This is a genomic window from Proteiniphilum sp. LBM24028 (genome assembly GCF_056629195.1).
Window position 1 is genome coordinate 55960 of the sequence record NZ_CM152817.1, and the last position, 21350, is coordinate 77309.

Below are 21350 nucleotides of genomic sequence, written 5' to 3' on the forward strand. Positions count from 1 at the left end.
GATTAAAACTATTATTTCCAATTTCATTAAAAAGTTCAAAGACATCATATTCTTTAAAGGGAAATTTAACCCCACCCGCTTAAAAAACCCCTGCCCGGTAACAAATGTAACTCTTTATTTCTTACTTTTGTAAGAGATTTTAGGTAAAATTATAACAATATTGGGATGTTGAGTGTTTACTACATGCCGATTTCATTGAGATGATGGAGATAGATAAATTAATAAGTGACCTGATTGAGCTTGCCTTTGCTGAAGATATCGGCGAGGGTGATCACACCACGCTATGCAGTATACCGGCAGAAGCAACCGGACAATCCAGATTGATCATAAAGGAAGAAGGAATTCTTGCCGGTGTGGAAGTGGCCAAAACCATATTCCATGCATTTGACGATACCCTGGAGATAGAAGTAATCCTGGGCGACGGTACACCTGTTAAACCTGGTGATATTGCTTTCGTTGTTTCAGGTAAAATTCAATCGCTGCTTCAGACCGAACGTCTGGTACTTAATGTGATGCAGCGAATGAGTGGTATCGCTACCATTACCGGTAAATACGTGAAACGGCTTGAAGGAACCTCCGCCAAGATACTGGATACACGAAAAACCACGCCCGGCATGCGCATGCTTGAAAAGCAGGCGGTTAAAATTGGTGGAGGTGAGAATCACAGGATTGGCCTTTTTGATATGATCCTGTTAAAGGACAACCATGTGGATTTTGCCGGTGGGATAGAGAATGCTATCCGGGGTGCGCAAAAATATCTACGGGAAAAGGGCAAATCACTGAAGATCGAAATAGAAGTTCGGAATATAGAGGAGCTTGACGAGGTTCTCAGGATTGGAGGAGTAGACAGGATCATGCTCGATAATTTTTCTCCGGAGCTTACTCGCAAGGCTGTACAAATAGTTGCGGGAAGTGTAGAGCTTGAATCATCGGGGGGAATAACATTCGATACAATCCGTTCGTATGCCGAGACGGGTGTGGATTATATCTCAGTGGGCGCGATCACGCATTCGGTTAAAAGTCTCGATATGAGCCTGAAAGCTGTTTAATGAATTATATGAATCAAAACGATAACAAGCAGGAGTTACTTGACAGAAGATATATGCGCATGGCCTTTATATGGGCCGAGAACTCCTATTGTAAACGCAGAAAAGTAGGCGCACTCCTTGTAAAGGATAAAATGATCATTTCCGACGGTTATAATGGAACTCCGTCGGGATTCGAAAATATTTGTGAAGATGAAAACGACGTTACAAAGCCTTATGTACTGCATGCTGAGGCGAACGCGATCACAAAAGTAGCTCGTTCCAATAACAGCAGTGAAGGAGCAACACTTTATGTGACTTCATCTCCCTGCATTGAATGTGCCAAACTGATTATTCAGGCCGGAATCATACGGGTGGTATACGCCGATGCTTATCGTCTGAGCGATGGTATTGATTTATTAAGAAGAGCAAACATAGAAATGGTTGCTGTGGATATTGCACAATAAGGATAGAAAGGAAATTGATGGATTCAGAGAAGAAAGTAAGGACATGGCTCCCCTTGTGGATCAGCATCGGTATTGCCCTGGGTATATTTATCGGAAGCAAGTACACCCAATTTGGCAGATCGGGAGCGTCGCAGGGTGTTGGAAAAATTGATGCCGTACTGAACTATGTCCGCGAGTCTTATGTCGATACGGTCAATATGCGTCAACTTGTAGAGGATGCACTGCCCAACATTATCCGGCAACTGGATCCGCACTCTGAATATTTCTCTGCGGCCGACATGAAACGGGTAAACGAAGATCTGGAAGGACATTTTTCAGGCATAGGTGTCAGTTTTTATGTGTTGAGGGATACCATCGTGGTGACAAGCATTGTTCCGGGCGGTCCGTCGGAGGCCGCAGGAATCATGCCCTGGGACAGGATTGTACGGGTAAATGATACAATAGTTGCCGGAACGAAAATACAGAATGAAGACGTGTTAAGGAAGTTACGTGGAGAAAAAGGTTCAGAAGTGAAGCTGGGCATCAGGCGTAACAATCAGAGTGATCTTCTTTATATAACAGTAACCCGTGGTGATATTCCCATGAGTAGTGTGAATGCTGCATACATGCTGACTGATAAAATAGGTTTTATCAAGTTGGGAAGAAACTTCGGCTTTAACACCTTTAGTGAGTTTATTTCTGCTATTTCAAAATTGAAATCCCAGGGGGCCGGTTCCTTCATGATTGATTTAAGAGGAAATGCCGGCGGATCGCTCGACATCGTGGTGGCGATGGTGAATGAGTTTTTACATAAAGGTGATCTGATTGTATATGCAGAGGGACGGAATTTTCCACGAACCGACAATTATGCAAATGGCTCAGGTACCTGTAAGGAAGATGATGTGATCGTTTTGGTGGATGAGTTGAGCGCCTCTGCAAGTGAAATATTTGCCGGTGCTATTCAGGATCATGACAGAGGATTGGTGATTGGCAGACGTACTTTTGGTAAAGGATTGGTGCAAAGTCAGCGGAATTTTCCCGATGGATCAGCTGTCAGGCTCACTGTGGCCCGGTATTACACTGCGTCGGGCAGGTCCATTCAACGAGGTTATGAAAAAGGAAAATATGATGAATATGAACTGGATGCGATCAACCGCTATATTGAAGGAGACTATATCAATGTGGATACAGCATCAAACAATCTTATTCCCACTAAAACCCTGGGAGGGAGAACAGTGTATGGAGGAGACGGTATTATGCCCGATATTTTTGTCGCCCGTGATACTACGGGAATCAACTCCTATTACAATGCGTTGGTAAACAATAGGCTGGATGAGATGTATGCCATGGTATATTCCGATATGTACAGAGACAGGTTAAGCAGTTTTGATACATGGCAGAATTTGTATAAGTATCTTCTCCAGCAACCGCTTTTATTGAATCTCGTAAGTTTCGCCGATAACAACGGCATCAGGAAGAGGCCCTATTATATTCAGGAATCGGGTGAGTTATTGGAAAATACAATGTATGCATATATTGTACGTAATTTTTTTGGAGAAGAGGCTTTCTGGTCTGCTTACTATAAGGAGGATCCATTGATTAAAAAGGGTATTGAACTAATAGAAAAGGGAAAAGCTTCTCATGAGGCTGTCATAAATGAAGCATATAATAATAAAAGATGAATAATTTACCGGTCGTCTGCAACTGAATGACGCAATAAGTGTTTATATGTATATTTGAAACTTTATTCAATTTGAATTAACATTGCCTTTATGAGTGATATAATACAAAATTTCTTGTCCAACAGGGTATTATCTCGATTTTCTATCCTGGCGATGGATCTCATCATAGTCTTGTTTTCATGTCTTTTCATGTATTTTGTAAAATATGGATTTGGCGGACTAACACCGGAGGTAAGAGGAGATGGCACTATTTTGTGCTTCCTGCTGATTATTTTCAATACAATATCATTTATCTCTTTTCGTACATTCCGGGGTATTCTCCGGTTCTCTTCCTTTTCCGATTTGTTGCGGATCATTTATTCCCTTGCATTGGGTTACGCACTCACGTTCATGGCCGTACTCGCATTGAAAAGATTAAATGCCGCATTCAATATTACTAATGTGACATTTAGTGCCATATTTCTGCTAAACATCTTTTTGATGATCTTTTCACGAATCCTTGTAAAGGAGGTTTATGAAGCAATCACCGGGAGCACAGTCAAACCGGTGAATGTGTTTATATACGGAACCAAGCAGGCCGGTATCAGTGTGGCCAAAGCTTTGAAGGGAAACAATGAGTTTAACTACAGGGTATTGGGTTTTATATCCGACGAGAGTCACATGATTGGAAAGGAACTGATGGGAGTGAGCATACATGCCAACAACGAACATCTTTTCAGAACACTGGAAAGCAAAGATGTGAAAACAATCATAGTTTCTCCCCAGAAGATGGAGGAGATCAAAAACTCCAGTTTGCTAGCCAACTTTGTGGACAATAATATTGCATTGTTGACAACTGTTCCGATAAACGAGTGGAATGGTAACGTCATGAGCAGAGAACAGTTGAAAGACGTGCAAATTGAAGACTTGTTGCCCCGCGATCCTATTCATATTAATATGAGGGAGATAGCTTCCAATATTGAAGGACGGCGTGTGCTGGTTACCGGAGCTGCCGGATCTATAGGAAGTGAAATTGTAAGACAGGTTGCATCGTTCAATCCTTACAGTGTCATCCTTATTGACCAGGCTGAAACGCCACTCCATGATATGAGACTTGAGTTGCAGGAGAAATGGCGGGAACTGCGCACGGAGATTGTGGTAGCCGATATAAGCAACAAATCCCGTATGGAAAAGATCTTTTCCAGAACGAGACCTCAGTATATTTTTCATGCCGCAGCTTACAAGCATGTTCCAATGATGGAGGACAATGTGTCGGAATCGGTTCAGACAAATATACTGGGAACCAAGATTGTTGCAGATCTGGCCGTAAGGTATAATGCACAAAAGTTTGTGATGATCTCCACCGATAAAGCTGTAAATCCTTCCAATGTAATGGGTTGTTCCAAACGAATTTGTGAAATTTATGTGCAGGCTTTGGCCAAACATGTCGAGAAGACCGCTCAGACTTCTACACAGTTTATCACTACCCGTTTTGGAAACGTATTGGGATCGAATGGTTCGGTTATTCCCCTGTTCAGGGAGCAAATCAAGCATGGTGGACCGGTGACAGTGACGCACCCGGAAATTATCCGTTATTTCATGACCATACCGGAAGCCTGTCAGCTAGTGCTGGAGGCAGGAGCGATGGGGAAGAACGGGGAAATTTATATTTTTGACATGGGCAGGCCAGTGAAGATATTGGACTTGGCCAAGCGGATGATTCGTTTGTCGGGATCCAAAAACATGAAAATTGAATTTACCGGGCTACGGCATGGCGAGAAGCTTTATGAAGAGTTACTGAATCAGGCCGAACGAACCAAACCCACACATCACGAAAAAATTATGATTGCCGATGTGCGTGAGTATGAATACGAAGAGGTAAGTAGAAACATCAATACCCTGATTCAGATTTCATACGATTATGACGATATGCGCACGGTGAAGGCGATGAAAGAGATGGTCCCCGAATTCCAGAGTATCAATTCACCTTTTGAAGCGGTGGACAGGCTGCTGAATAAGATGTCGAAAGATACCTTTATTGTATCACAATCCAGGCAATAGCAGCTATTGCAGATTACCCTGCATGTCGCACAATTTTGTGTAATATCCTCCCTGCGCGTACAAGGAAGCATGTTGGCCCCATTCTACAATTTGGCCCCCCATCATCACATAAATTTCATCCGCGTTTTTTATCGTGGATAGCCGATGGGCAATCACAATGGTGGTGCGGTTTTTCATCAGGTTGTCCAAAGCCTCCTGGACAAGTTTCTCAGAGTCAGTGTCGAGCGCGGAGGTTGCCTCATCCAGAATCAGAATTTCAGGATTTTTCAGAATGGCACGGGCAATACTGATGCGTTGCCGTTGTCCTCCCGACAGCTTTCCGCCCCTGTCGCCTATATTGGTATGGTATCCTTTTTCCGTGGCCATGATAAACTCGTGTGCATTGGCAATCTTTGCTGCTTCCATTATTTGACTTTCCGTGGCCTGACTTACACCAAAAGCGATGTTATTATAAAAAGTATCGTTAAACAGGATTGCTTCCTGATTTACATAACCAATCAGTGATCTCAGATCCTGTAGCCTGACATCTTTAATATTGGTGCCGTCGATATAAATGCCCCCCTTTTGTATGTCGTAGAAACGGGAAAGAAGATCGGCCAGAGTGGATTTGCCGGAACCCGACTGACCGACAAGGGCAATGGTTTTACCTTTCTTTATAGTCAGATGTACATCCTGTATTACCCAATCGGTATCGTAGGAAAACCACACATTGTCATACTCAATTTTTTCCTGGAAGTGCAGGGGTTGCGGATGAAGTGGGTCTGATATGGAATTTTCTGCCTGCAGTATCTTGTCGATCCGTTCCATTGAAGCCAGTCCACGTTGCACTGCATAGGCTGATCTGGACAACTCCTTGGCCGGGTTGATGATACTGTAAAATATCGTCAGGTAATAAATGAATGTAGCCGCATCAATCACCCCGTTACCTCCCAGAATAAGCGAACCTCCAAACCATAGTACAATGGCGATAGTAAGGGTTCCCAGTAACTCGCTCATGGGATGGGCAAGCTGTTGCCGGCGCGCTATTCTGTTCGACATCTTCCTGAATATGTAACTGCCCCTATGAAAGCGATTTGATATTTTACTTTCCGCATTAAATGCTTTAATGACACGCAAGCCGCTTAATGTTTCCTCCACCTGCGACATTAGCTCCCCCCACTTGTTTTGTGCCTCAAATGAACTTCTTTTCAGTGACCGGCCTACTCTTCCCATGATAAAACCCATCACGGGGAGGACGACCAATACAAATAGCGTAAGCTGCCAGCTGAGGATGGTCATTGTGGTCAGGTAGATGAAAATGAGGATTGGATTTTTGAAAAGCATATCGAGAGAACTCATTACAGAGTTCTCCACTTCATTTACATCTCCGGAAATTCTTGCCAGTATATCTCCCTTGCGCTCTTCTGTAAAAAAGCCAATGGGAAGAGTAAGTAGCTTGTCGTTGATCTGGTTTCGGATATCTTTTACCACACCGGTTCTGATTGGAATAATAAAATAGGAACCCAAATAGGCCGTCCCGGTCTTAAGCAGGGTCATCACCACCAGTACTGCCGCCAGCATCATCAGCGCGAAACCGCCCCCGTAGGAGTCAATCAGCTGCGTAACATACCAGTTCACATTATTCAATACAGTATCTATTAGTGAATAATCTGTATTACGCCAGGAAATGAATGAGTATGTTTTTGTATTTACCTTAAATAATACCTGTAGAATAGGTATGATTGTGGCAAGCGAAAACACATTGAGTACAGCTGTCAGGATATTGAAAGTAAACGTAAGAAACAGATATTTCTTGTAAGGGGGTAAAAAGCGCTTTAAAATATAGATGATACCTTTCATCAATTTTTTTCTATTTATAGTTTATAGACGGATGGAGACTCAAATACCTTCTCGGAAATTTCTACGAAGATACGCAATAAATCTAATCCGAAAATTTAAACTGGTTGTTTCTTCCGGTTTTTTTAAATATTTGAGAAAAAAAATATTTTTTCTTCTAGCGATAGTTGCCTGTAATTCTTGCCTTTGGGATAAATTGAGGAAAAAGGTTGAAAAAAACATTGATTTTTTTTGCTGAATTGTTTGCACAGTAAAAAAACAAGCCCTATCTTTGCACCCGCTTTTGGAAGGAACCCCCCGGGGAAACGGAGAAGGCAAAAGGAGATCTTTAGAAATTTTACATATACGTTTAAAAGACAAAGCAGAGTATACAAGGGTTCTGTAAGTAAGATTACGGAACAATTTGGTACCCGTTCAATAAAATTTAAGGAGCTATTTCCTTGATGCCGGACAAATGCAGCTTGCAGATATTTTTGCAGCTGGCACGGCCCTGGAGATAGCAACTATCAGGAAAAAAAATAAATCGTGAATCCGGGAGTTAATTTTGAAGGATCTTCAAGGACTGCTTCTTTTGTATGGACGTTTTTATTTGAAATGTTGCTCGAGAAAGGTGATTAACCTCGTTAGAGGTGGCCACAAGGCAGTTTCAAGGAAATATAAAAACAAATTTACAATGAAGAGTTTGATCCTGGCTCAGGATGAACGCTAGCGATAGGCCTAACACATGCAAGTCGAGGGGCATCACATGAAGCAGCAATGCGGATGGTGGCGACCGGCGCACGGGTGAGTAACGCGTATGCAATCTACCTACAACAAGGGAATAACCCGTTGAAAAACGGACTAATACCCTATAATACAGGGGTCCCGCATGGGAATATTTGTTAAAGATTTATCGGTTGTAGATGAGCATGCGTTCCATTAGCTAGTTGGTGAGGTAACGGCCCACCAAGGCAACGATGGATAGGGGAACTGAGAGGTTTATCCCCCACACTGGTACTGAGACACGGACCAGACTCCTACGGGAGGCAGCAGTGAGGAATATTGGTCAATGGACGCAAGTCTGAACCAGCCACGTCGCGTGAAGGAAGACGGCCCTACGGGTTGTAAACTTCTTTTGTAAGGGAATAAAGTGTAGTACGTGTACTATTTTGCATGTACCTTACGAATAAGGATCGGCTAACTCCGTGCCAGCAGCCGCGGTAATACGGAGGATCCGAGCGTTATCCGGATTTATTGGGTTTAAAGGGTGCGCAGGCGGGAGATTAAGTCGGCGGTGAAATTTTGCAGCTCAACTGTAAAAGTGCCTTCGAAACTGGTTTCCTTGAGTGTAGATGAAGTAGGCGGAATTTGTGGTGTAGCGGTGAAATGCATAGATATCACGAGGAACTCCGATTGCGCAGGCAGCTTACTAAACTACTACTGACGCTCAGGCACGAAGGCGTGGGGATCAAACAGGATTAGATACCCTGGTAGTCCACGCAGTAAACGATGATTACTAGCTGTTTGCGATATACAGTAAGCGGCTGAGCGAAAGCGTTAAGTAATCCACCTGGGGAGTACGTTCGCAAGAATGAAACTCAAAGGAATTGACGGGGGCCCGCACAAGCGGAGGAACATGTGGTTTAATTCGATGATACGCGAGGAACCTTACCCGGGCTTGAAATGCATCTGACGTAGGCAGAGACGCCTATTCCCCTCGGGGCAGATGTGTAGGTGCTGCATGGTTGTCGTCAGCTCGTGCCGTGAGGTGTCGGCTTAAGTGCCATAACGAGCGCAACCCTCATCATTAGTTACCATCAGGTCAAGCTGGGGACTCTAATGAGACTGCCATCGTAAGATGCGAGGAAGGTGGGGATGACGTCAAATCAGCACGGCCCTTACGTCCGGGGCGACACACGTGTTACAATGGGTGGTACAAAGGGCAGCTACATGGCGACATGATGCTAATCTCCAAAACCACTCTCAGTTCGGATCGGAGTCTGCAACTCGACTCCGTGAAGCTGGATTCGCTAGTAATCGCGCATCAGCCACGGCGCGGTGAATACGTTCCCGGGCCTTGTACACACCGCCCGTCAAGCCATGGAAGCCGGGGGTACCTGAAGTTCGTAACCGTCAAGGAGCGACCTAGGGTAAAACTGGTGACTGGGGCTAAGTCGTAACAAGGTAGCCGTACCGGAAGGTGCGGCTGGAACACCTCCTTTCTGGAGAGACGCCTTACATACGGCCGGCAATTGCCCGAAATGGGCAACAAGTAAAATGAAAGCTGCATACGAATTAAAAGAACAAGTAACGAGAATTTCTTTTCAGAATGCACTTTCGGTTCACGATTTTTTTTCAATTTTTTTCGATAACGGTACCATACGACAAGTATCCGCTGCCAGAAAAGATCTTTAGACGTATATTGATGATATAAACCTGCATTCAGGCGGAGATTCGCTCCGGTTCTTCTTCTTCAAGGGGGGGGGAGGCCGGGAAACGATGAGCGGATCGCCGGAGAAGACATCCCCGTCCCGTTCCAGGTCCCGGGCAAGACGAGTGGTCAGAAGGGATGCCGACAGCAAACCAGCCAGTCCTATAGCTCAGTTGGTTAGAGCGCTACACTGATAATGTAGAGGTCGGCAGTTCAACTCTGCCTGGGACTACAAGGATACAAACGGGGGATTAGCTCAGCTGGCTAGAGCATCTGCCTTGCACGCAGAGGGTCAACGGTTCGAATCCGTTATTCTCCACGGGTTTAAAAAAGGGAGGCATGCGGCAGGCGAGTCGCAATGCTTCAAAAGACGGGAAAGAAGGAATATTGATGTTTGAGAGGTCCGTTCGGGGACCGGAGAAAAGATGAAAAGATGGACAACGGTCCACTTCTCACCTTGAAAGAAGCGGTTCGACTCCGTATCAGACAGCTATCGATCAGCATCCTGGACATCGCGAGATGGTTCCGGGGCCTGGTTGAAGCGATCTTTGACATGATGAAATTAAAACAAGAGCAAATAACAAAGTAAATAAAGTTCATTAGACGGACCATTGCCATTTATGGCATGAAGTCTGTTGAGATACAATTGAACATTAGACGCTAGTATTTATCAAGCCCGGCTGCAGGAAGACTTGTCTTCGTGCGGAACCGGACGGCGAAAAGAAAGTGAATAAGGGCACATGGGGGATGCCTGGGCTCTGGAAGGCGATGAAGGACGTGATAAGCTGCGAAAAGCTGCGGGGATTGGCAAATACGAATCGATCCGCAGATATCCGAATGGGGCAACCCGGTACGAGAAGATTGTACCATTCCACGTAAGTGGAAGGCGAACGTGGGGAACTGAAACATCTAAGTACCCATAGGAGGAGAAAACAAAAGTGATTCCCGGAGTAGTGGCGAGCGAAACGGGAGAAGCCCAAACCGGTGTTGTTTCGGCAATACCGGGGTTGTAGGACTGAGACGTGGCAAGAATTCAAGGAAGCGGAAGCATCTGGAAAGTTGCATCATAGAGGGTGATAATCCCGTATGCGACTCCTTGAGGAAGCCTATCAGTATCCTGAGTAACGCGGGACACGAGAAATCCTGTGTGAATCCGGCGGGACCATCCGCCAAGGCTAAATACTCTCCAGAGACCGATAGTGAACCAGTACCGTGAGGGAAAGGTGAAAAGAACCTCGAACAGAGGAGTGAAATAGACCCTGAAACCATGTGCCTGCAAGCGGTCGGAGCCCCTTTACGGGGTGACGGCGTGCCTTTTGCATAATGAACCTACGAGTTACTCTTGCCTGGCAAGGTTAAGCATTTCAAGGTGCCGAGCCGCAGCGAAAGCGAGTCTGAACAGGGCGCACAGTCAGCAGGAGTAGACGCGAAACCAAGTGATCTACCCTTGGGCAGGTTGAAGTTTTGGTAACACAAAATGGAGGACCGCACCGGTAAACGTTGAAAAGTTTTCGGATGACCTGAGGGTAGGGGTGAAAGGCTAATCAAACTTGGAGATAGCTCGTACTCCCCGAAATGCATTTAGGTGCAGCCTCGGACTACGAACTTGCATGAGGTAGAGCTACTGATTGGATGCGAGGGCTTCGCCGCCTATCAAGTCCAGACAAACTCCGAATGCGTGCAAGTGATATCCGGGAGTGAGGGCGCGGGTGCTAAGGTCCGTGTCCGAAAGAGGAACAACTCAGACCATCAGCTAAGGTCCCGAAATATATGCTAAGTTGCATTTAACGAAGTTTTGCCGCAGAGACAGCTAGGATGTTGGCTTGGAAGCAGCCATTCATTTAAAGAGTGCGTAACAGCTCACTAGTCGAGTGGCGAAGCGTGGATAATAATCGGGCATAAGCATATTACCGAAGCTATGGAATTCTTATGAATTGGTAGGGGAGCATTCCAGTCTGCGTTGAAGGCGTACCGCAAGGTATTCTGGAGCGTCTGGAAAAGCAAATGTAGGTATAAGTAACGACAAAGGGGGAGAGAAACCCCCTCGCCGAAAGACCAAGGTTTCCTGATCAACGCTAATCGGATCAGGGTTAGTCGGGGCCTAAGGATAAGCCTTTGTGGCGATTCCGATGGAAGAAATGGTTAATATTCCATTACTAAGATGATAAGTTACGCGGGGACGCAGGAGTGACACCACTGCCTACTGACGGAATAGTAGGTTGAAGGGGGTAGACGTTGAGGGAGGTAGGCAAATCCGCTTCCCGAGTTGAACCTGAAAGTATGGCAAGTCTTCGGATGAGCTAATAATGTGGGTAAGCCGACTGCCGAGAAAAGCCGCTACGCATTGATTATCATATTACCCGTACCGCAAACCGACACAGGTAGTTGGGTTGAGAATACTAAGGCGCTCGAGTGATTCACGGTTAAGGAACTAGGCAAAATAGTCCTGTAACTTCGGGAGAAAGGACGCCCATGGCAACATGGGCCGCAGAGAAATGATTCAGGCGACTGTTTAACAAAAACACATGGCTATGCGAATTCGAAAGAAGCTGTATATAGCCTGACACCTGCCCGGTGCTGGAAGGTTAAGAGGAGATGTCATCGGCAACGAGAAGCATTGAATTGAAGCCCCAGTAAACGGCGGCCGTAACTATAACGGTCCTAAGGTAGCGAAATTCCTTGTCGGGTAAGTTCCGACCTGCACGAATGGTGTAACGATCTGAATACTGTCTCAACCGTGAGCTCGGTGAAATTGTAGTATCGGTGAAGATGCCGATTACCCGCGATGGGACGAAAAGACCCCGTGAACCTTTACTATAGCTTTACATTGAATTTGGGCATCCGATGTGTAGGATAGGCCGGAGGCTATGAATCAGGTACGCCAGTACTTGTGGAGCCGCCGTTGAAATACGGCCCTTCGGATGTTTGACTTCTAACTCCGTGCAACGGAGGACACTGTATGGTGGGTAGTTTGACTGGGGTGGTCGCCTCCAAAAGAGTAACGGAGGCTTCTAAAGGTGCGCTCGAGACGATTGGTAACCGTCTTTAAGAGTATAATGGCATAAGCGCGCTTGACTGGGAGACCTACAAGTCGATCAGGTAGGAAACTAGAGCATAGTGATCCGGTGGTTTCAGTATGGAATGGCCATCGCTCAAAGGATAAAAGGTACTCCGGGGATAACAGGCTGATCATTCCCAAGAGCTCATATCGACGGAATGGTTTGGCACCTCGATGTCGGCTCGTCACATCCTGGGGCTGGAGAAGGTCCCAAGGGTTGGGCTGTTCGCCCATTAAAGTGGCACGCGAGCTGGGTTCAGAACGTCGTGAGACAGTTCGGTCTCTATCTATCGTGGGCGTTAGAGATTTGCGAGGCTCCGACACTAGTACGAGAGGACCGTGTTGGACAGACCGCTGGTTTACCGGTTGTGCCGCCAGGTGCATTGCCGGGTAGCTAAGTCTGGGCAGGGATAAGTGCTGAAAGCATCTAAGCACGAAGCCTACCTCAAGATTAGATCTCTTTATAAGGGTGGTTGTAGACGACGACCTTGATAGGCTGCAGGTGTAAAGGCGGTAACGTCAAAGCCGAGCAGTACTAATTGCCCGTAAGCTTTTTTTCGACGAAAATATCCGTATGAAAAGGGTTTGATAAATACAATTAATAGCATCTCCAAGTACGTTCAGTGACAATTTCGATGGACGTCATATTCACGGCGTGACCTTGTCTCCTGTTTTCATCATGTCAATTCTTACAAGCGCACTCAGGCTGCGAGCCTTCATGGCTCCAGTCGGCAGCTGGCAATCATTCAGGTGGTTATAGCGTCGGGGTTCCACCTCTTCCCATTCCGAACAGAGAAGTTAAGCCCGATGGCGCCGATGGTACTGCATCACGTGGGAGAGTAGGTAGCCGCCTTCCTTTACAAGCCCCCGGGAGAAATCCCGGGGGCTTTTTGTATGCTTATAAAGTGTGTCATTATTGTACGTTTATCTTTTTTTATGGCCGAGAGAGGCTCGAAATCAAATTCAACATCTATTTTTGTTGTGACAACAGAACGGTTATGAAACATAACCTTTAAAAAATGAACGTATGAGAAAATGGATATTCTTTTTTACAGTGATCAGCCTTTTGGCGGGGCTTTCTGCCTGTGGCAGTGATAAGCCCGATGATCTGCCGATGTCGATGAATGCCTCTGCAACACAGTCATTCAAACTGATTACGGCTGCAGGTACCCCCCAATCGCCGGAAGTCGTTTTTAATCTGACTGATTTCACGGCCATCGCCCAGTATGTGAAATATATTGAAAAGGTGGATGTGCTTGCCACTTCCTATTTTGAGTTTACAGGCATCCCCACTTCCGACGGGGTAAAACTGACTAACATGAGTCTGACACTGGCAAGCAACAGCAAGACACAAATCGCATTGCCTGACATTACCGCCAATGAGAAGATCGCTGCAGATACGGCCGCCTATTTGGGTTTTCTACAATCGGTGATGGATGAGATTAAGAGGAAAGGCTCATCAAAAGTAGTTTTGAAGTATACCTCCGCAACTGATTTGCTCAGCCCGGATACGCTGTGTAAGATTTCACTGAATGCGAAATTTTCATTCAACTGAGTACCCTGTCCACGCGGTCAAATTCGGCAGCGTTGTTTTTGTAGTTGCGTACCAGGTCGTGTTTGCCCACCACGTAGTTGAATGTCGCCGTATGGCGATCTGAACGTGCTTTCACCGGCTCCACTTCAGGGACGATGTATGTCAGCTTGTATGTGGGCATGTAAGGTTCACGCAACACCCTGCCTGTCAACAATTGCTCCCCGCCGCCTTTGTCGCACTCGGCGCAGCCGGTAGCGTTTTTAACCAGCTTCAGCGAAGCATCGCTCATCCAGCTTTCAAAAGGTACGGCGGCACTATAGCTGATGGTCTGGCGCGTGTTGTTATTGCGTTTCAACACTGTCTGGGGTGTCTCGGCAAACACGGGACCGCCGTTTAATACCCGCGCCCGTTCCACCATTTTTTGGCGGCGTCCGCCATTGACCACCGCGGGAGGCAAAGCCCGGCTCTGCGTTCCCGTATTGGCCGTAAGAACGGGAGTGAGGGTAAGCATTTCGTCGGAGCCTATCTTCAAGGCGTCAAGCACAATGTCCATGTATACCGAAAGGGTGTTGCCTTCCTTTATGCCGGTGAGGTTCTCTACCGCAACCTGCCCCTGGTAGACTCGTTGCCCGTATGCCGCAGTTGTAACTCCGAGAAACAGGGCAACCGGTAAGATAAATATGTGTGTAAATGTTTTCATCGCCGCTTATTTGAGAAAATAAATGAGTGACAGGGCCGCTTTGGTTACGCCCCAGTAGTTGTACTTGCCTTCGTCGAGTTTTGTCCCACACTCGGCACACGGGTATTTGTCGTAATGGATACGGGCGAAGCCGCCGCCCAGACTTGTTTCAAAATTCCATCGGGGGCTTAGTATCCATTGATAGCCATAACTGATACCCCCGCCGTACAGATACCCTTCGTAACGGCGGTCTTTAAAATTCTCCAGACGCCCCACGGGAATATCCCAATTGCCGATGTTGAATTGTGCTCCGTGAGCGTGAAGGCCGAGGAAATGACCGTTGAATCGCTCGCAAAACCAGTATCGGAACTCGGGTTGTGCCAGCCAATGCTTGACTTTTCGGTTGTCTTTGAAATCCCAAAGGTTAAAGCCTCCACCCAATTCGAGCGAGGATTTCTTTCCGAGGGAGAATTCTAACCCTGCATTAGGCGACGCGGCAACTCCCCAATAAGCGAAATTGGTTTTAACCGCCGCTTTTTGAGCGTTTAGCGTAAACAAGCTACATGTAAATGCGATAACCGTAAAAAGAATGCTGTGCAGATAATTCTTAAACATACCTTGGAAATATTTTTTTAAGCTTTTGTTCATTTGACTGATTGAACGATGCTAAAGAATCAGAGATTATTGATCTATCTATCAGACCTTTAATTTTGCTTTTACTTTATCGTAAAAATGAAAAACAGATACGTTTCTTGATTTTGGCGACCGGTGCAAAATTAAAATGATAACCCTTTATATGAAAAGGAATAACGGACAAAAAATATAGAAAACAGGACATTTTGAACTCGTGAACCGATCAACTGTTTGCCTTTCGGATCTCGGACGGGGTTTTATTTAAATAGCGGCGGCAATAGTTACTGAGCTGTGTCTCAGAACCGAATCCCAACTGTGGTGCGAGTATTTTAAGTCCGTCTTCAGACTTCATCAGCTCCAATTCTACCTGTTGTTTATGTTGTTCCAGCAGCCATTGTTTGGGGGTGATCTGGAAGTATTGCTTGAAATGTCGTCTGAAGGTGCGTTCCGTCATATTGCAGGCTGAGGCGAGTTCAGCCACTGTTTTCACTTCCCGGCTTTTTTTCTTCACCGTTATAATGAATGGATTGTTTCCCCGGATAAGGGAATGAAAAAACAGGGCGTTCTCTTCTTTGGTAAAAAAAGCCCGCATAAGAAAGAACCATTCACTTTGCTTGATGTCTTGTAGATGGGCGCAGTACATTTTGTGAGCGATATAGAATCGCATTCCGTTCAGATAGTCCGTGATCTGCGGTAGTATGGGCAGCTTTTCGATGCAGTGGGTCTCTTTCGGAATGTATTTGCGGAGTTTGATGAGCGAAAACTCGTCACACCGTATATGCGGATTCTCGAACATCAGTATTATGGATTCCGCATCGCTCAGCGTGATGCCGGTATAGGTGTACTGCTCGTTCAGGGAGTACATGTTTCCTGCCGTGAGCCGGTGGGTCTGGTCATAACAGCAGTTGATCTCCACCTCTCCTTTCAGCATGAAGATAAAAGCATACAACCCCTTTGAATCTATAACGATACGATGGTGGGCGGGCAACTCGTGTACCTTGAAAAGAGAACGTACCTCGGAAAGGTAGTGCCGGCATTGTTGATGCTCATTGAAGTAAAGTATGTCCATAAAAGATCTTTTTATATGTTTCTGAAATTAAACCCTTGTTACAGGAATTCCAGGCCTTATTGAAAAACCTTGTTGTCCTTTATGGCTTCGTTTCTTATTTCTGTGGGACTCGAGCCAATCTTGGACTTACAGAAATGCGCCAGATGCGACATGCTGCAGAATCCTGTAAACGACACAATTTCATTAATGGGTATATTGGTGTTTTGCAAATAATGCATGACTTCATTTTTCTTGATCAAGAACAACCATTGTTTGGGTGTAGTGTTAAGTATCCGCTTGAAATACCGGGTAAATGTCTTTGTGGATTTGTAACCGCAGCGCCTGGAGAAATCCTCTATCGAAACAGAGTCCTTATAATGCATTAGAACCCGTTCAACAAAATTCACTTCCGTTCTCGATTTATGGTTGTATCTTACTATATTCACGGAGAGTAAATTCTTTGCGTTATCACTGAAAATTGTCTTGTATTTACCGTTGTTAAAATATAACACACACTTCACAACACCATTGTAAGACACATTTTCGTGATTTGCCTGCTTCTGAATATTATATGGTTCCGGTAAAATATTGTTTGTTAATTCTATAACGTTCATAATAGAATAGACCTCTTTGTATCATTCTTGTCCGATATTTCCTCTTTTTTAATGTCGGGAAAAATCATGACTTATCTCAAACATAACTGCAACTTCATATTTTATATGTAAAAAATAACATGAATTGATTTGCTATAAAAGTGTAACTTATTGACAGACAAAGTTATTCTTAATATAAATGAATTTTGAACATGTGTCTTTTTTTTATAGTTTTTCGGGTATTTATTCCACATAATGCGGAGGCATGTGTGTGTCTGACATCTCCACGGTTACAAAAAAATCCACTCGTCTGAAAGTCTCAAAAGAGTGGATAAAACCGGATAACCTTGTCTTCGGTTGTTCAGAAGTAGTTTCCTTTATTTGCTTAATTCTATCACGGCGGGGATCTTGAAGGTTTGTCCTGCCGTAACCTTTACCGGAACTTCCCGGGTTTGATATCCCGATGTGTTTTTTGTTACAAACTTAATGGTCCAGTCGCCCGGTTGCAGGCAGATAAAAGCAAAATATCCCTTGTCGGTACCATCAATGGCCCCTGCAATTTTCTCGGCAATGGTATACAACTTGGTCGTGCCGTTCGTAATCTCGATATATTTGACAGCGGTGGCCGGATGCACATAACCCGAAACATTGCCTCCGAAAGCCTCCACAAAAGCGCGGACATAGGGTTCTGGATCGAAGTTGAGATCTAAACTCACCGATTGTGCTGCATCAATATCTACGACAAAAGAATAATCTTTGCCTGCCTCGATGTCCCAGTCCACTGAAAAAGTGAAGCTTCCGTTGGTTTTCAATGTGGATGTGTTGCCTGTAACCAGAGTTTTTACCGAACAATCGCTGCCCAGGTTAAATCTCACTTTCGTGATATTGCAAGCTGAAATTTCCTGATCGACCAGCAATTTGTATTTTCCGTTCATGAAATCGAGCAAATTCACAACACCCGCGCCTTGCAGGTTCAATTTCATCCATCCGTCCTTTACTTGGGCACTTCCTTCCATTGTATTCCCCACATACACATCAATCCCTTGAATGTCGATGTTTACCTGACTATACAAAAACGAAGGGGCATCCGTCAATTTCAGCTGAAACTTTGAGGTTGTTTCAGGCATATTGTCATTCGAGCAGCTTGTTCCCGCCAATAATAAAGTGAAAGCAGCCGTCAGAACAAAAAACGATTTTGATAGTTTTTTTCTCATAAGCTAAAGTTTAAAATAAGTAATACTTAAATGGTTATTGGTAAACGCAAATTTCTGCATTTTTTGGATCGTGTACTGGAAGTCCCGTTAAAAAAATAAAAAATGATGCCAAAATATACATAATCCAGCTTTCTACTTTATTTCCAATGTATATCGGCAATATTTGCCGGTATGTCCGTGGCGGATGTTTTTACGGTTAATGCAACGGCAGTGTCATTTGTAATGTCAATTTAAGCGTAGGATATTTGAAGCTATATGTATATTTTACAAGGGTATCCTTATTGGTATTATAATCATGACCACTGAATACGCAATCGGTTGTGTTAAATTGAACGTTCAAAGCAAAACCATCCACATACCCACGCCAGCGAGAACCAATGATTAGTGCGCTGTTAGTTGGTAATTCTTTGAAAGGATCACCGTAATTAGGCCTTGAAGCTCCCAGTGAGTCTTCATCTCCATCATACACTTCAACGCAACCCGTTGCGAGTATGCCGCCCATCACCAAAATCAGTATCGTTTATAACCACTTCTCTTTCTTAACAGTACATGCATTTTTTAATAATAACCTCATATCTGTTTCCGAATTCCCTTATATGGGAGATGAAAAATCCAATTTCCGGCTTTAGTATGTTTTTTTCCTCCTATAGTACAGTTGTATCAAGCCTGTTTCGAAAGTTTTTGCTGTGATAAATTCAAGTCTTTGTTCAGGTCTTCCATCTTTAAAGAGCTTGATTCCATCCCCCAATAAAACAGGTATGACAGAAATTATAAACTCGTCTATCAAGTCATGTTTCAATAGTTCATTTATTATTTCTGCTCCACCGTCACAATAAATATTTTTCCCTTTTCCAGATTTTAGTCGTTTCACTAGTTCGGTTATATCTCCTGTATAGAAAATTGTTCTCCCTATTTGCGGCCTTTCAGTTCTTGTTATGACGTAAACATCTCGTTGTCCGTTGTCATAATGAGATGGACCTATTTCTTCAAGCACATAATCGTAGGTTCTTCTTCCAACAATTAATGTATCAATTGTGTTTGTAAATTCCGCATAACCATAGTCTTCGCCTTCCTTTTCTATGAGTCTTAAAAAACTAAGGTCGTTATCAGGTTTTGCTATGTAGCCATCCAGACTGGTTGCAATGAAAAGTGATATTTTTCGCATTTGTTTTGAATTTAGCTGTTTCTAAAAAATTACTTTTGAGCAACCACTTATTCTTTGTAAAAATGCAACAAATTAAAGTGGGTGAAGGTGAAAGTCCCGTGTTTCGCTTGATTTCATTGGCAAGATGCGCAAATGACTTTTTCCCATAATCATCAAAGTTGATATTTAATGAGATCAACGAGTCCGTCACCATCACAAACATTTTCTTTCATTAAAAAGTTCCCTCCTCTTTCTAATTTGATATGTTCTTCCATGGTATGCGCTATTAATGCCATTATCGCAGTGCCACATCAGCATCTTATCCATTTAAAATTGGCTTGAATGATATCCCCGCCAGACTGTCCTCGACCTCAAACAGTTGTATAGGGGCTGTCATTTTTGTGTTTGATGGAGAATTAATAAGCAGACCCTGATTATATCAAAAAAATGGGCAGAAGAAAATAGTTTTAGCAAAAACAGTATCTTTGCAAAACAATGATTATATACTATAAAATAACATGAGCGTTTGCTTTTAATTGATTACTTCCGCACAATAAACCAATTATCATCATAAAGACATGAAGAAAACGATTTTTTTGCTGATTGCTGTGTTCTGTTTATCAGCTACAGTCAAGAATGAACCGAAAGACTCCAAGACAAGTTATGCAAAAACAGTGCTGCAACCCTACGTGGACAGTGGTCAGTTGGCCGGTGCCATTAGTGTATTCTACAAGGACGGCGTGCAGGAAACCTGCTGCATAGGCTATGCCGACGTATCAAAAAAGCGCCCAATAAAGATGGACAATGTATTCATGCAATGTTCACAGACAAAAGGCTTCTGCGGAGTGACAATCGCCAAGCTGGTGGAAGAGGGCCGTATTTCACTCGACGATCCTGTTTCAAAGTATCTTCCGGAGTTTGTGGAATTATGGGTGTTGGATGCTGCAAATGACAGTGTCAAGACCCTTCGTAAGGCTAAAAACGTCCTTACCGTCCGTATGGTGCTCAACCATACTGGAGGCTTCCCCTTCGAAATTAGTGCCAAGCGCTCCGACGTCAGGGGTGGCGGATGGTCCGGAGGAGCTCCTCTTCGCCAGACAGCCTCCATCGCTGCCGCATCGCCCATCATGTTCGAGCCCGGTACCCGCGAGCTCTATTCCAATACGGGAATTGACATTGGTGCAGCTATGGTTGAGGTCGTCACAGGGATGAAGTGGGAGGTATATCTCAAGCAGGAGGTGCTTGATCCCTTGGGAATGAAGTCCACATGGTTCTGGCCTACCGACAAACAGCTTAAGAACAAGATAGAACTCTATGAGAACAAAGAGAACGCTCCAGCTGAGTGGCGTGAAGAAATGCCATGGCAGCAACGGCCTTATAATGACTCCCATGTATTTGCTTCTGCCGGTGCGGGTCTCTGGACCACCGCCGATGACCAGCTGAAGTTCTATAAGATGCTGATGAATCTTGGCTTGGGAGAGAATGGCGTGCGCATCTTGAAAGAAGAAACCGTGAAGAATCTTCTCGCTCTTTCCACCCGTCCCAAGGGTCTGGGCGGCTATTCCCTCGGCTTGTCAGCACCGGAACAGGACAGCGAAGACGCCTGGTTTGGTCATGGTGGTGCCTGGGGCACTAACTGTTCCGTCAATTGGCACAAGAAAGAGCTTAAGCTCTGGGTGGTCCAATCCGCCGGAGGAGGACAGCCATGGCTTGCCGAAATCGGCAAAGCTGCCGAGAAGTTCTTCGCACAGCCATTAAGCAAATCTGGCGTTGATGCATATACTGGAAGGATGGAATAATTCATTTCATGAGTCGGCTTGAATGATATCCGTGCCAGACTGTCCTCGACATTCTACTTTTTTCAGTGACTGATTTTACTTTACGGCCAGCTCTTCAGATTCCCTGGCTTCTCCCCGGAGCTTGACATTCTGTTCCGGCAAAGCGCGAAACGAGATTTCTTTGTACCATCTTGCTTGATTTTTATTTGTTACAATCATAAGACTTCAAT

The 21350-nt window shown here is 44.8% G+C and carries 16 protein-coding genes, 2 tRNA genes and 3 rRNA genes; 12 read left to right on the forward strand and 9 right to left on the reverse strand.

What is annotated here, in order from left to right; all coding sequences use genetic code 11:
• Window positions 1-200: 200 nt before the first annotated feature.
• From nadC to AC1HCU_RS00280, 4 genes are all read left to right on the forward strand, one after another.
• Window positions 201-1049, forward strand: coding sequence for a carboxylating nicotinate-nucleotide diphosphorylase (gene nadC, locus AC1HCU_RS00265; RefSeq protein WP_480367659.1), 849 nt, complete (start codon window positions 201-203; stop codon window positions 1047-1049).
• Window positions 1050-1057: 8 nt separating this feature from the next.
• Window positions 1058-1492, forward strand: coding sequence for a dCMP deaminase family protein (locus AC1HCU_RS00270; RefSeq protein ID WP_480367662.1), 435 nt, complete (start codon window positions 1058-1060; stop codon window positions 1490-1492).
• Window positions 1493-1509: 17 nt separating this feature from the next.
• Window positions 1510-3153, forward strand: a complete 1644-nt coding sequence (locus tag AC1HCU_RS00275) for a S41 family peptidase (RefSeq protein WP_480367665.1) — start codon at window positions 1510-1512, stop codon at window positions 3151-3153.
• 90 nt (window positions 3154-3243) lie between these two features.
• The gene (locus AC1HCU_RS00280; RefSeq protein ID WP_480367668.1) at window positions 3244-5193 is read left to right on the forward strand and encodes a polysaccharide biosynthesis protein; all 1950 of its coding nucleotides are present in this window, start codon (window positions 3244-3246) and stop codon (window positions 5191-5193) included.
• A 3-nt stretch (window positions 5194-5196) separates the two neighbouring features.
• Here AC1HCU_RS00280 and AC1HCU_RS00285 read toward each other — a convergent pair whose 3' ends face one another.
• Window positions 5197-7032, reverse strand: a complete 1836-nt coding sequence (locus AC1HCU_RS00285; RefSeq protein WP_480367670.1) for an ABC transporter ATP-binding protein — start codon at window positions 7030-7032, stop codon at window positions 5197-5199.
• 667 nt (window positions 7033-7699) lie between these two features.
• On the opposite strand from AC1HCU_RS00285, the gene AC1HCU_RS00290 reads away from it, so the two are divergent.
• The 7 genes from AC1HCU_RS00290 (at window position 7700) to AC1HCU_RS00320 (ending at window position 14052) form a co-directional block, all read left to right on the forward strand.
• Window positions 7700-9230: ribosomal RNA gene (locus tag AC1HCU_RS00290) — 16S ribosomal RNA — on the forward strand.
• A gap of 367 nt (window positions 9231-9597) precedes the next feature.
• A tRNA-Ile gene (locus tag AC1HCU_RS00295) sits at window positions 9598-9671 on the forward strand.
• 13 nt (window positions 9672-9684) lie between these two features.
• A tRNA-Ala gene (locus tag AC1HCU_RS00300) sits at window positions 9685-9758 on the forward strand.
• Window positions 9759-9872: 114 nt separating this feature from the next.
• Entirely contained in the window at window positions 9873-10028 is a 156-nt protein-coding gene (locus AC1HCU_RS00305) for a hypothetical protein (RefSeq protein WP_480367672.1), read from the forward strand.
• Between the two features lie 131 nt (window positions 10029-10159).
• Window positions 10160-13056, forward strand: a 23S ribosomal RNA gene (locus tag AC1HCU_RS00310).
• A 187-nt stretch (window positions 13057-13243) separates the two neighbouring features.
• Window positions 13244-13353: ribosomal RNA gene (gene rrf, locus AC1HCU_RS00315) — 5S ribosomal RNA — on the forward strand.
• The 16S, 23S and 5S rRNA genes sit together here with 2 tRNA genes alongside, the layout of an rRNA operon.
• A gap of 171 nt (window positions 13354-13524) precedes the next feature.
• On the forward strand, window positions 13525-14052 hold the full coding sequence (locus AC1HCU_RS00320; protein ID WP_480367674.1) for a hypothetical protein: 528 nt from the start codon (window positions 13525-13527) through the stop codon (window positions 14050-14052).
• Here AC1HCU_RS00320 and AC1HCU_RS00325 read toward each other — a convergent pair.
• The 7 genes from AC1HCU_RS00325 to AC1HCU_RS00355 all read right to left on the reverse strand — a co-directional run bounded on the left by AC1HCU_RS00325 (window position 14045) and on the right by AC1HCU_RS00355 (window position 19363).
• Window positions 14045-14731 (reverse strand): DUF3868 domain-containing protein, encoded by a 687-nt coding sequence (locus AC1HCU_RS00325; protein ID WP_480367676.1) that lies wholly within the window; start codon window positions 14729-14731, stop codon window positions 14045-14047. The two genes, AC1HCU_RS00320 and AC1HCU_RS00325, sit on opposite strands and share 8 nt — an antisense overlap.
• Before the next feature lie 6 nt (window positions 14732-14737).
• A complete protein-coding gene (locus AC1HCU_RS00330; protein ID WP_480367677.1) occupies window positions 14738-15325 on the reverse strand; it encodes a DUF3575 domain-containing protein in 588 nt (195 codons plus the stop codon).
• Window positions 15326-15566: 241 nt separating this feature from the next.
• Window positions 15567-16412 (reverse strand): helix-turn-helix transcriptional regulator, encoded by an 846-nt coding sequence (locus AC1HCU_RS00335; protein WP_480367680.1) that lies wholly within the window; start codon window positions 16410-16412, stop codon window positions 15567-15569.
• 56 nt (window positions 16413-16468) lie between these two features.
• Window positions 16469-17005: a helix-turn-helix domain-containing protein gene (locus tag AC1HCU_RS00340; protein ID WP_480367684.1), complete on the reverse strand. Its 537-nt coding sequence runs from the start codon at window positions 17003-17005 to the stop codon at window positions 16469-16471.
• Between the two features lie 356 nt (window positions 17006-17361).
• The gene (locus tag AC1HCU_RS00345) at window positions 17362-18198 is read right to left on the reverse strand and encodes a DUF4382 domain-containing protein (protein ID WP_480367686.1); all 837 of its coding nucleotides are present in this window, start codon (window positions 18196-18198) and stop codon (window positions 17362-17364) included.
• 196 nt (window positions 18199-18394) lie between these two features.
• On the reverse strand, window positions 18395-18700 hold the full coding sequence (locus AC1HCU_RS00350; RefSeq protein ID WP_480367689.1) for a hypothetical protein: 306 nt from the start codon (window positions 18698-18700) through the stop codon (window positions 18395-18397).
• A 123-nt stretch (window positions 18701-18823) separates the two neighbouring features.
• Entirely contained in the window at window positions 18824-19363 is a 540-nt protein-coding gene (locus AC1HCU_RS00355; RefSeq protein ID WP_480367691.1) for a dihydrofolate reductase family protein, read from the reverse strand.
• A 557-nt stretch (window positions 19364-19920) separates the two neighbouring features.
• Here AC1HCU_RS00355 and AC1HCU_RS00360 point away from each other — a divergent pair.
• Window positions 19921-21141: a serine hydrolase domain-containing protein gene (locus AC1HCU_RS00360; RefSeq protein WP_480367694.1), complete on the forward strand. Its 1221-nt coding sequence runs from the start codon at window positions 19921-19923 to the stop codon at window positions 21139-21141.
• A 75-nt stretch (window positions 21142-21216) separates the two neighbouring features.
• Here AC1HCU_RS00360 and AC1HCU_RS00365 read toward each other — a convergent pair whose 3' ends face one another.
• Window positions 21217-21339 carry a hypothetical protein gene (locus AC1HCU_RS00365; protein WP_480367697.1) on the reverse strand — a complete coding sequence of 41 codons (123 nt, stop codon included), beginning with the start codon at window positions 21337-21339 and terminating at the stop codon, window positions 21217-21219.
• Between the last annotated feature and the right edge of the window lie 11 nt (window positions 21340-21350).

Coding starts and splice junctions, on each gene's coding strand:
- nadC (WP_480367659.1), top strand. CDS start 201: ATGATGGAGATAGATAAATTAATAAGTGACCTGATTGAGCTTGCCTTT.
- AC1HCU_RS00270 (WP_480367662.1), top strand. CDS start 1,058: ATGAATCAAAACGATAACAAGCAGGAGTTACTTGACAGAAGATATATG.
- AC1HCU_RS00275 (WP_480367665.1), top strand. CDS start 1,510: ATGGATTCAGAGAAGAAAGTAAGGACATGGCTCCCCTTGTGGATCAGC.
- AC1HCU_RS00280 (WP_480367668.1), top strand. CDS start 3,244: ATGAGTGATATAATACAAAATTTCTTGTCCAACAGGGTATTATCTCGA.
- AC1HCU_RS00285 (WP_480367670.1), bottom strand. CDS start 7,032: ATGAAAGGTATCATCTATATTTTAAAGCGCTTTTTACCCCCTTACAAG.
- AC1HCU_RS00305 (WP_480367672.1), top strand. CDS start 9,873: ATGGACAACGGTCCACTTCTCACCTTGAAAGAAGCGGTTCGACTCCGT.
- AC1HCU_RS00320 (WP_480367674.1), top strand. CDS start 13,525: ATGAGAAAATGGATATTCTTTTTTACAGTGATCAGCCTTTTGGCGGGG.
- AC1HCU_RS00325 (WP_480367676.1), bottom strand. CDS start 14,731: ATGAAAACATTTACACACATATTTATCTTACCGGTTGCCCTGTTTCTC.
- AC1HCU_RS00330 (WP_480367677.1), bottom strand. CDS start 15,325: ATGTTTAAGAATTATCTGCACAGCATTCTTTTTACGGTTATCGCATTT.
- AC1HCU_RS00335 (WP_480367680.1), bottom strand. CDS start 16,412: ATGGACATACTTTACTTCAATGAGCATCAACAATGCCGGCACTACCTT.
- AC1HCU_RS00340 (WP_480367684.1), bottom strand. CDS start 17,005: ATGAACGTTATAGAATTAACAAACAATATTTTACCGGAACCATATAAT.
- AC1HCU_RS00345 (WP_480367686.1), bottom strand. CDS start 18,198: ATGAGAAAAAAACTATCAAAATCGTTTTTTGTTCTGACGGCTGCTTTC.
- AC1HCU_RS00350 (WP_480367689.1), bottom strand. CDS start 18,700: ATGGGCGGCATACTCGCAACGGGTTGCGTTGAAGTGTATGATGGAGAT.
- AC1HCU_RS00355 (WP_480367691.1), bottom strand. CDS start 19,363: ATGCGAAAAATATCACTTTTCATTGCAACCAGTCTGGATGGCTACATA.
- AC1HCU_RS00360 (WP_480367694.1), top strand. CDS start 19,921: ATGAAGAAAACGATTTTTTTGCTGATTGCTGTGTTCTGTTTATCAGCT.
- AC1HCU_RS00365 (WP_480367697.1), bottom strand. CDS start 21,339: ATGATTGTAACAAATAAAAATCAAGCAAGATGGTACAAAGAAATCTCG.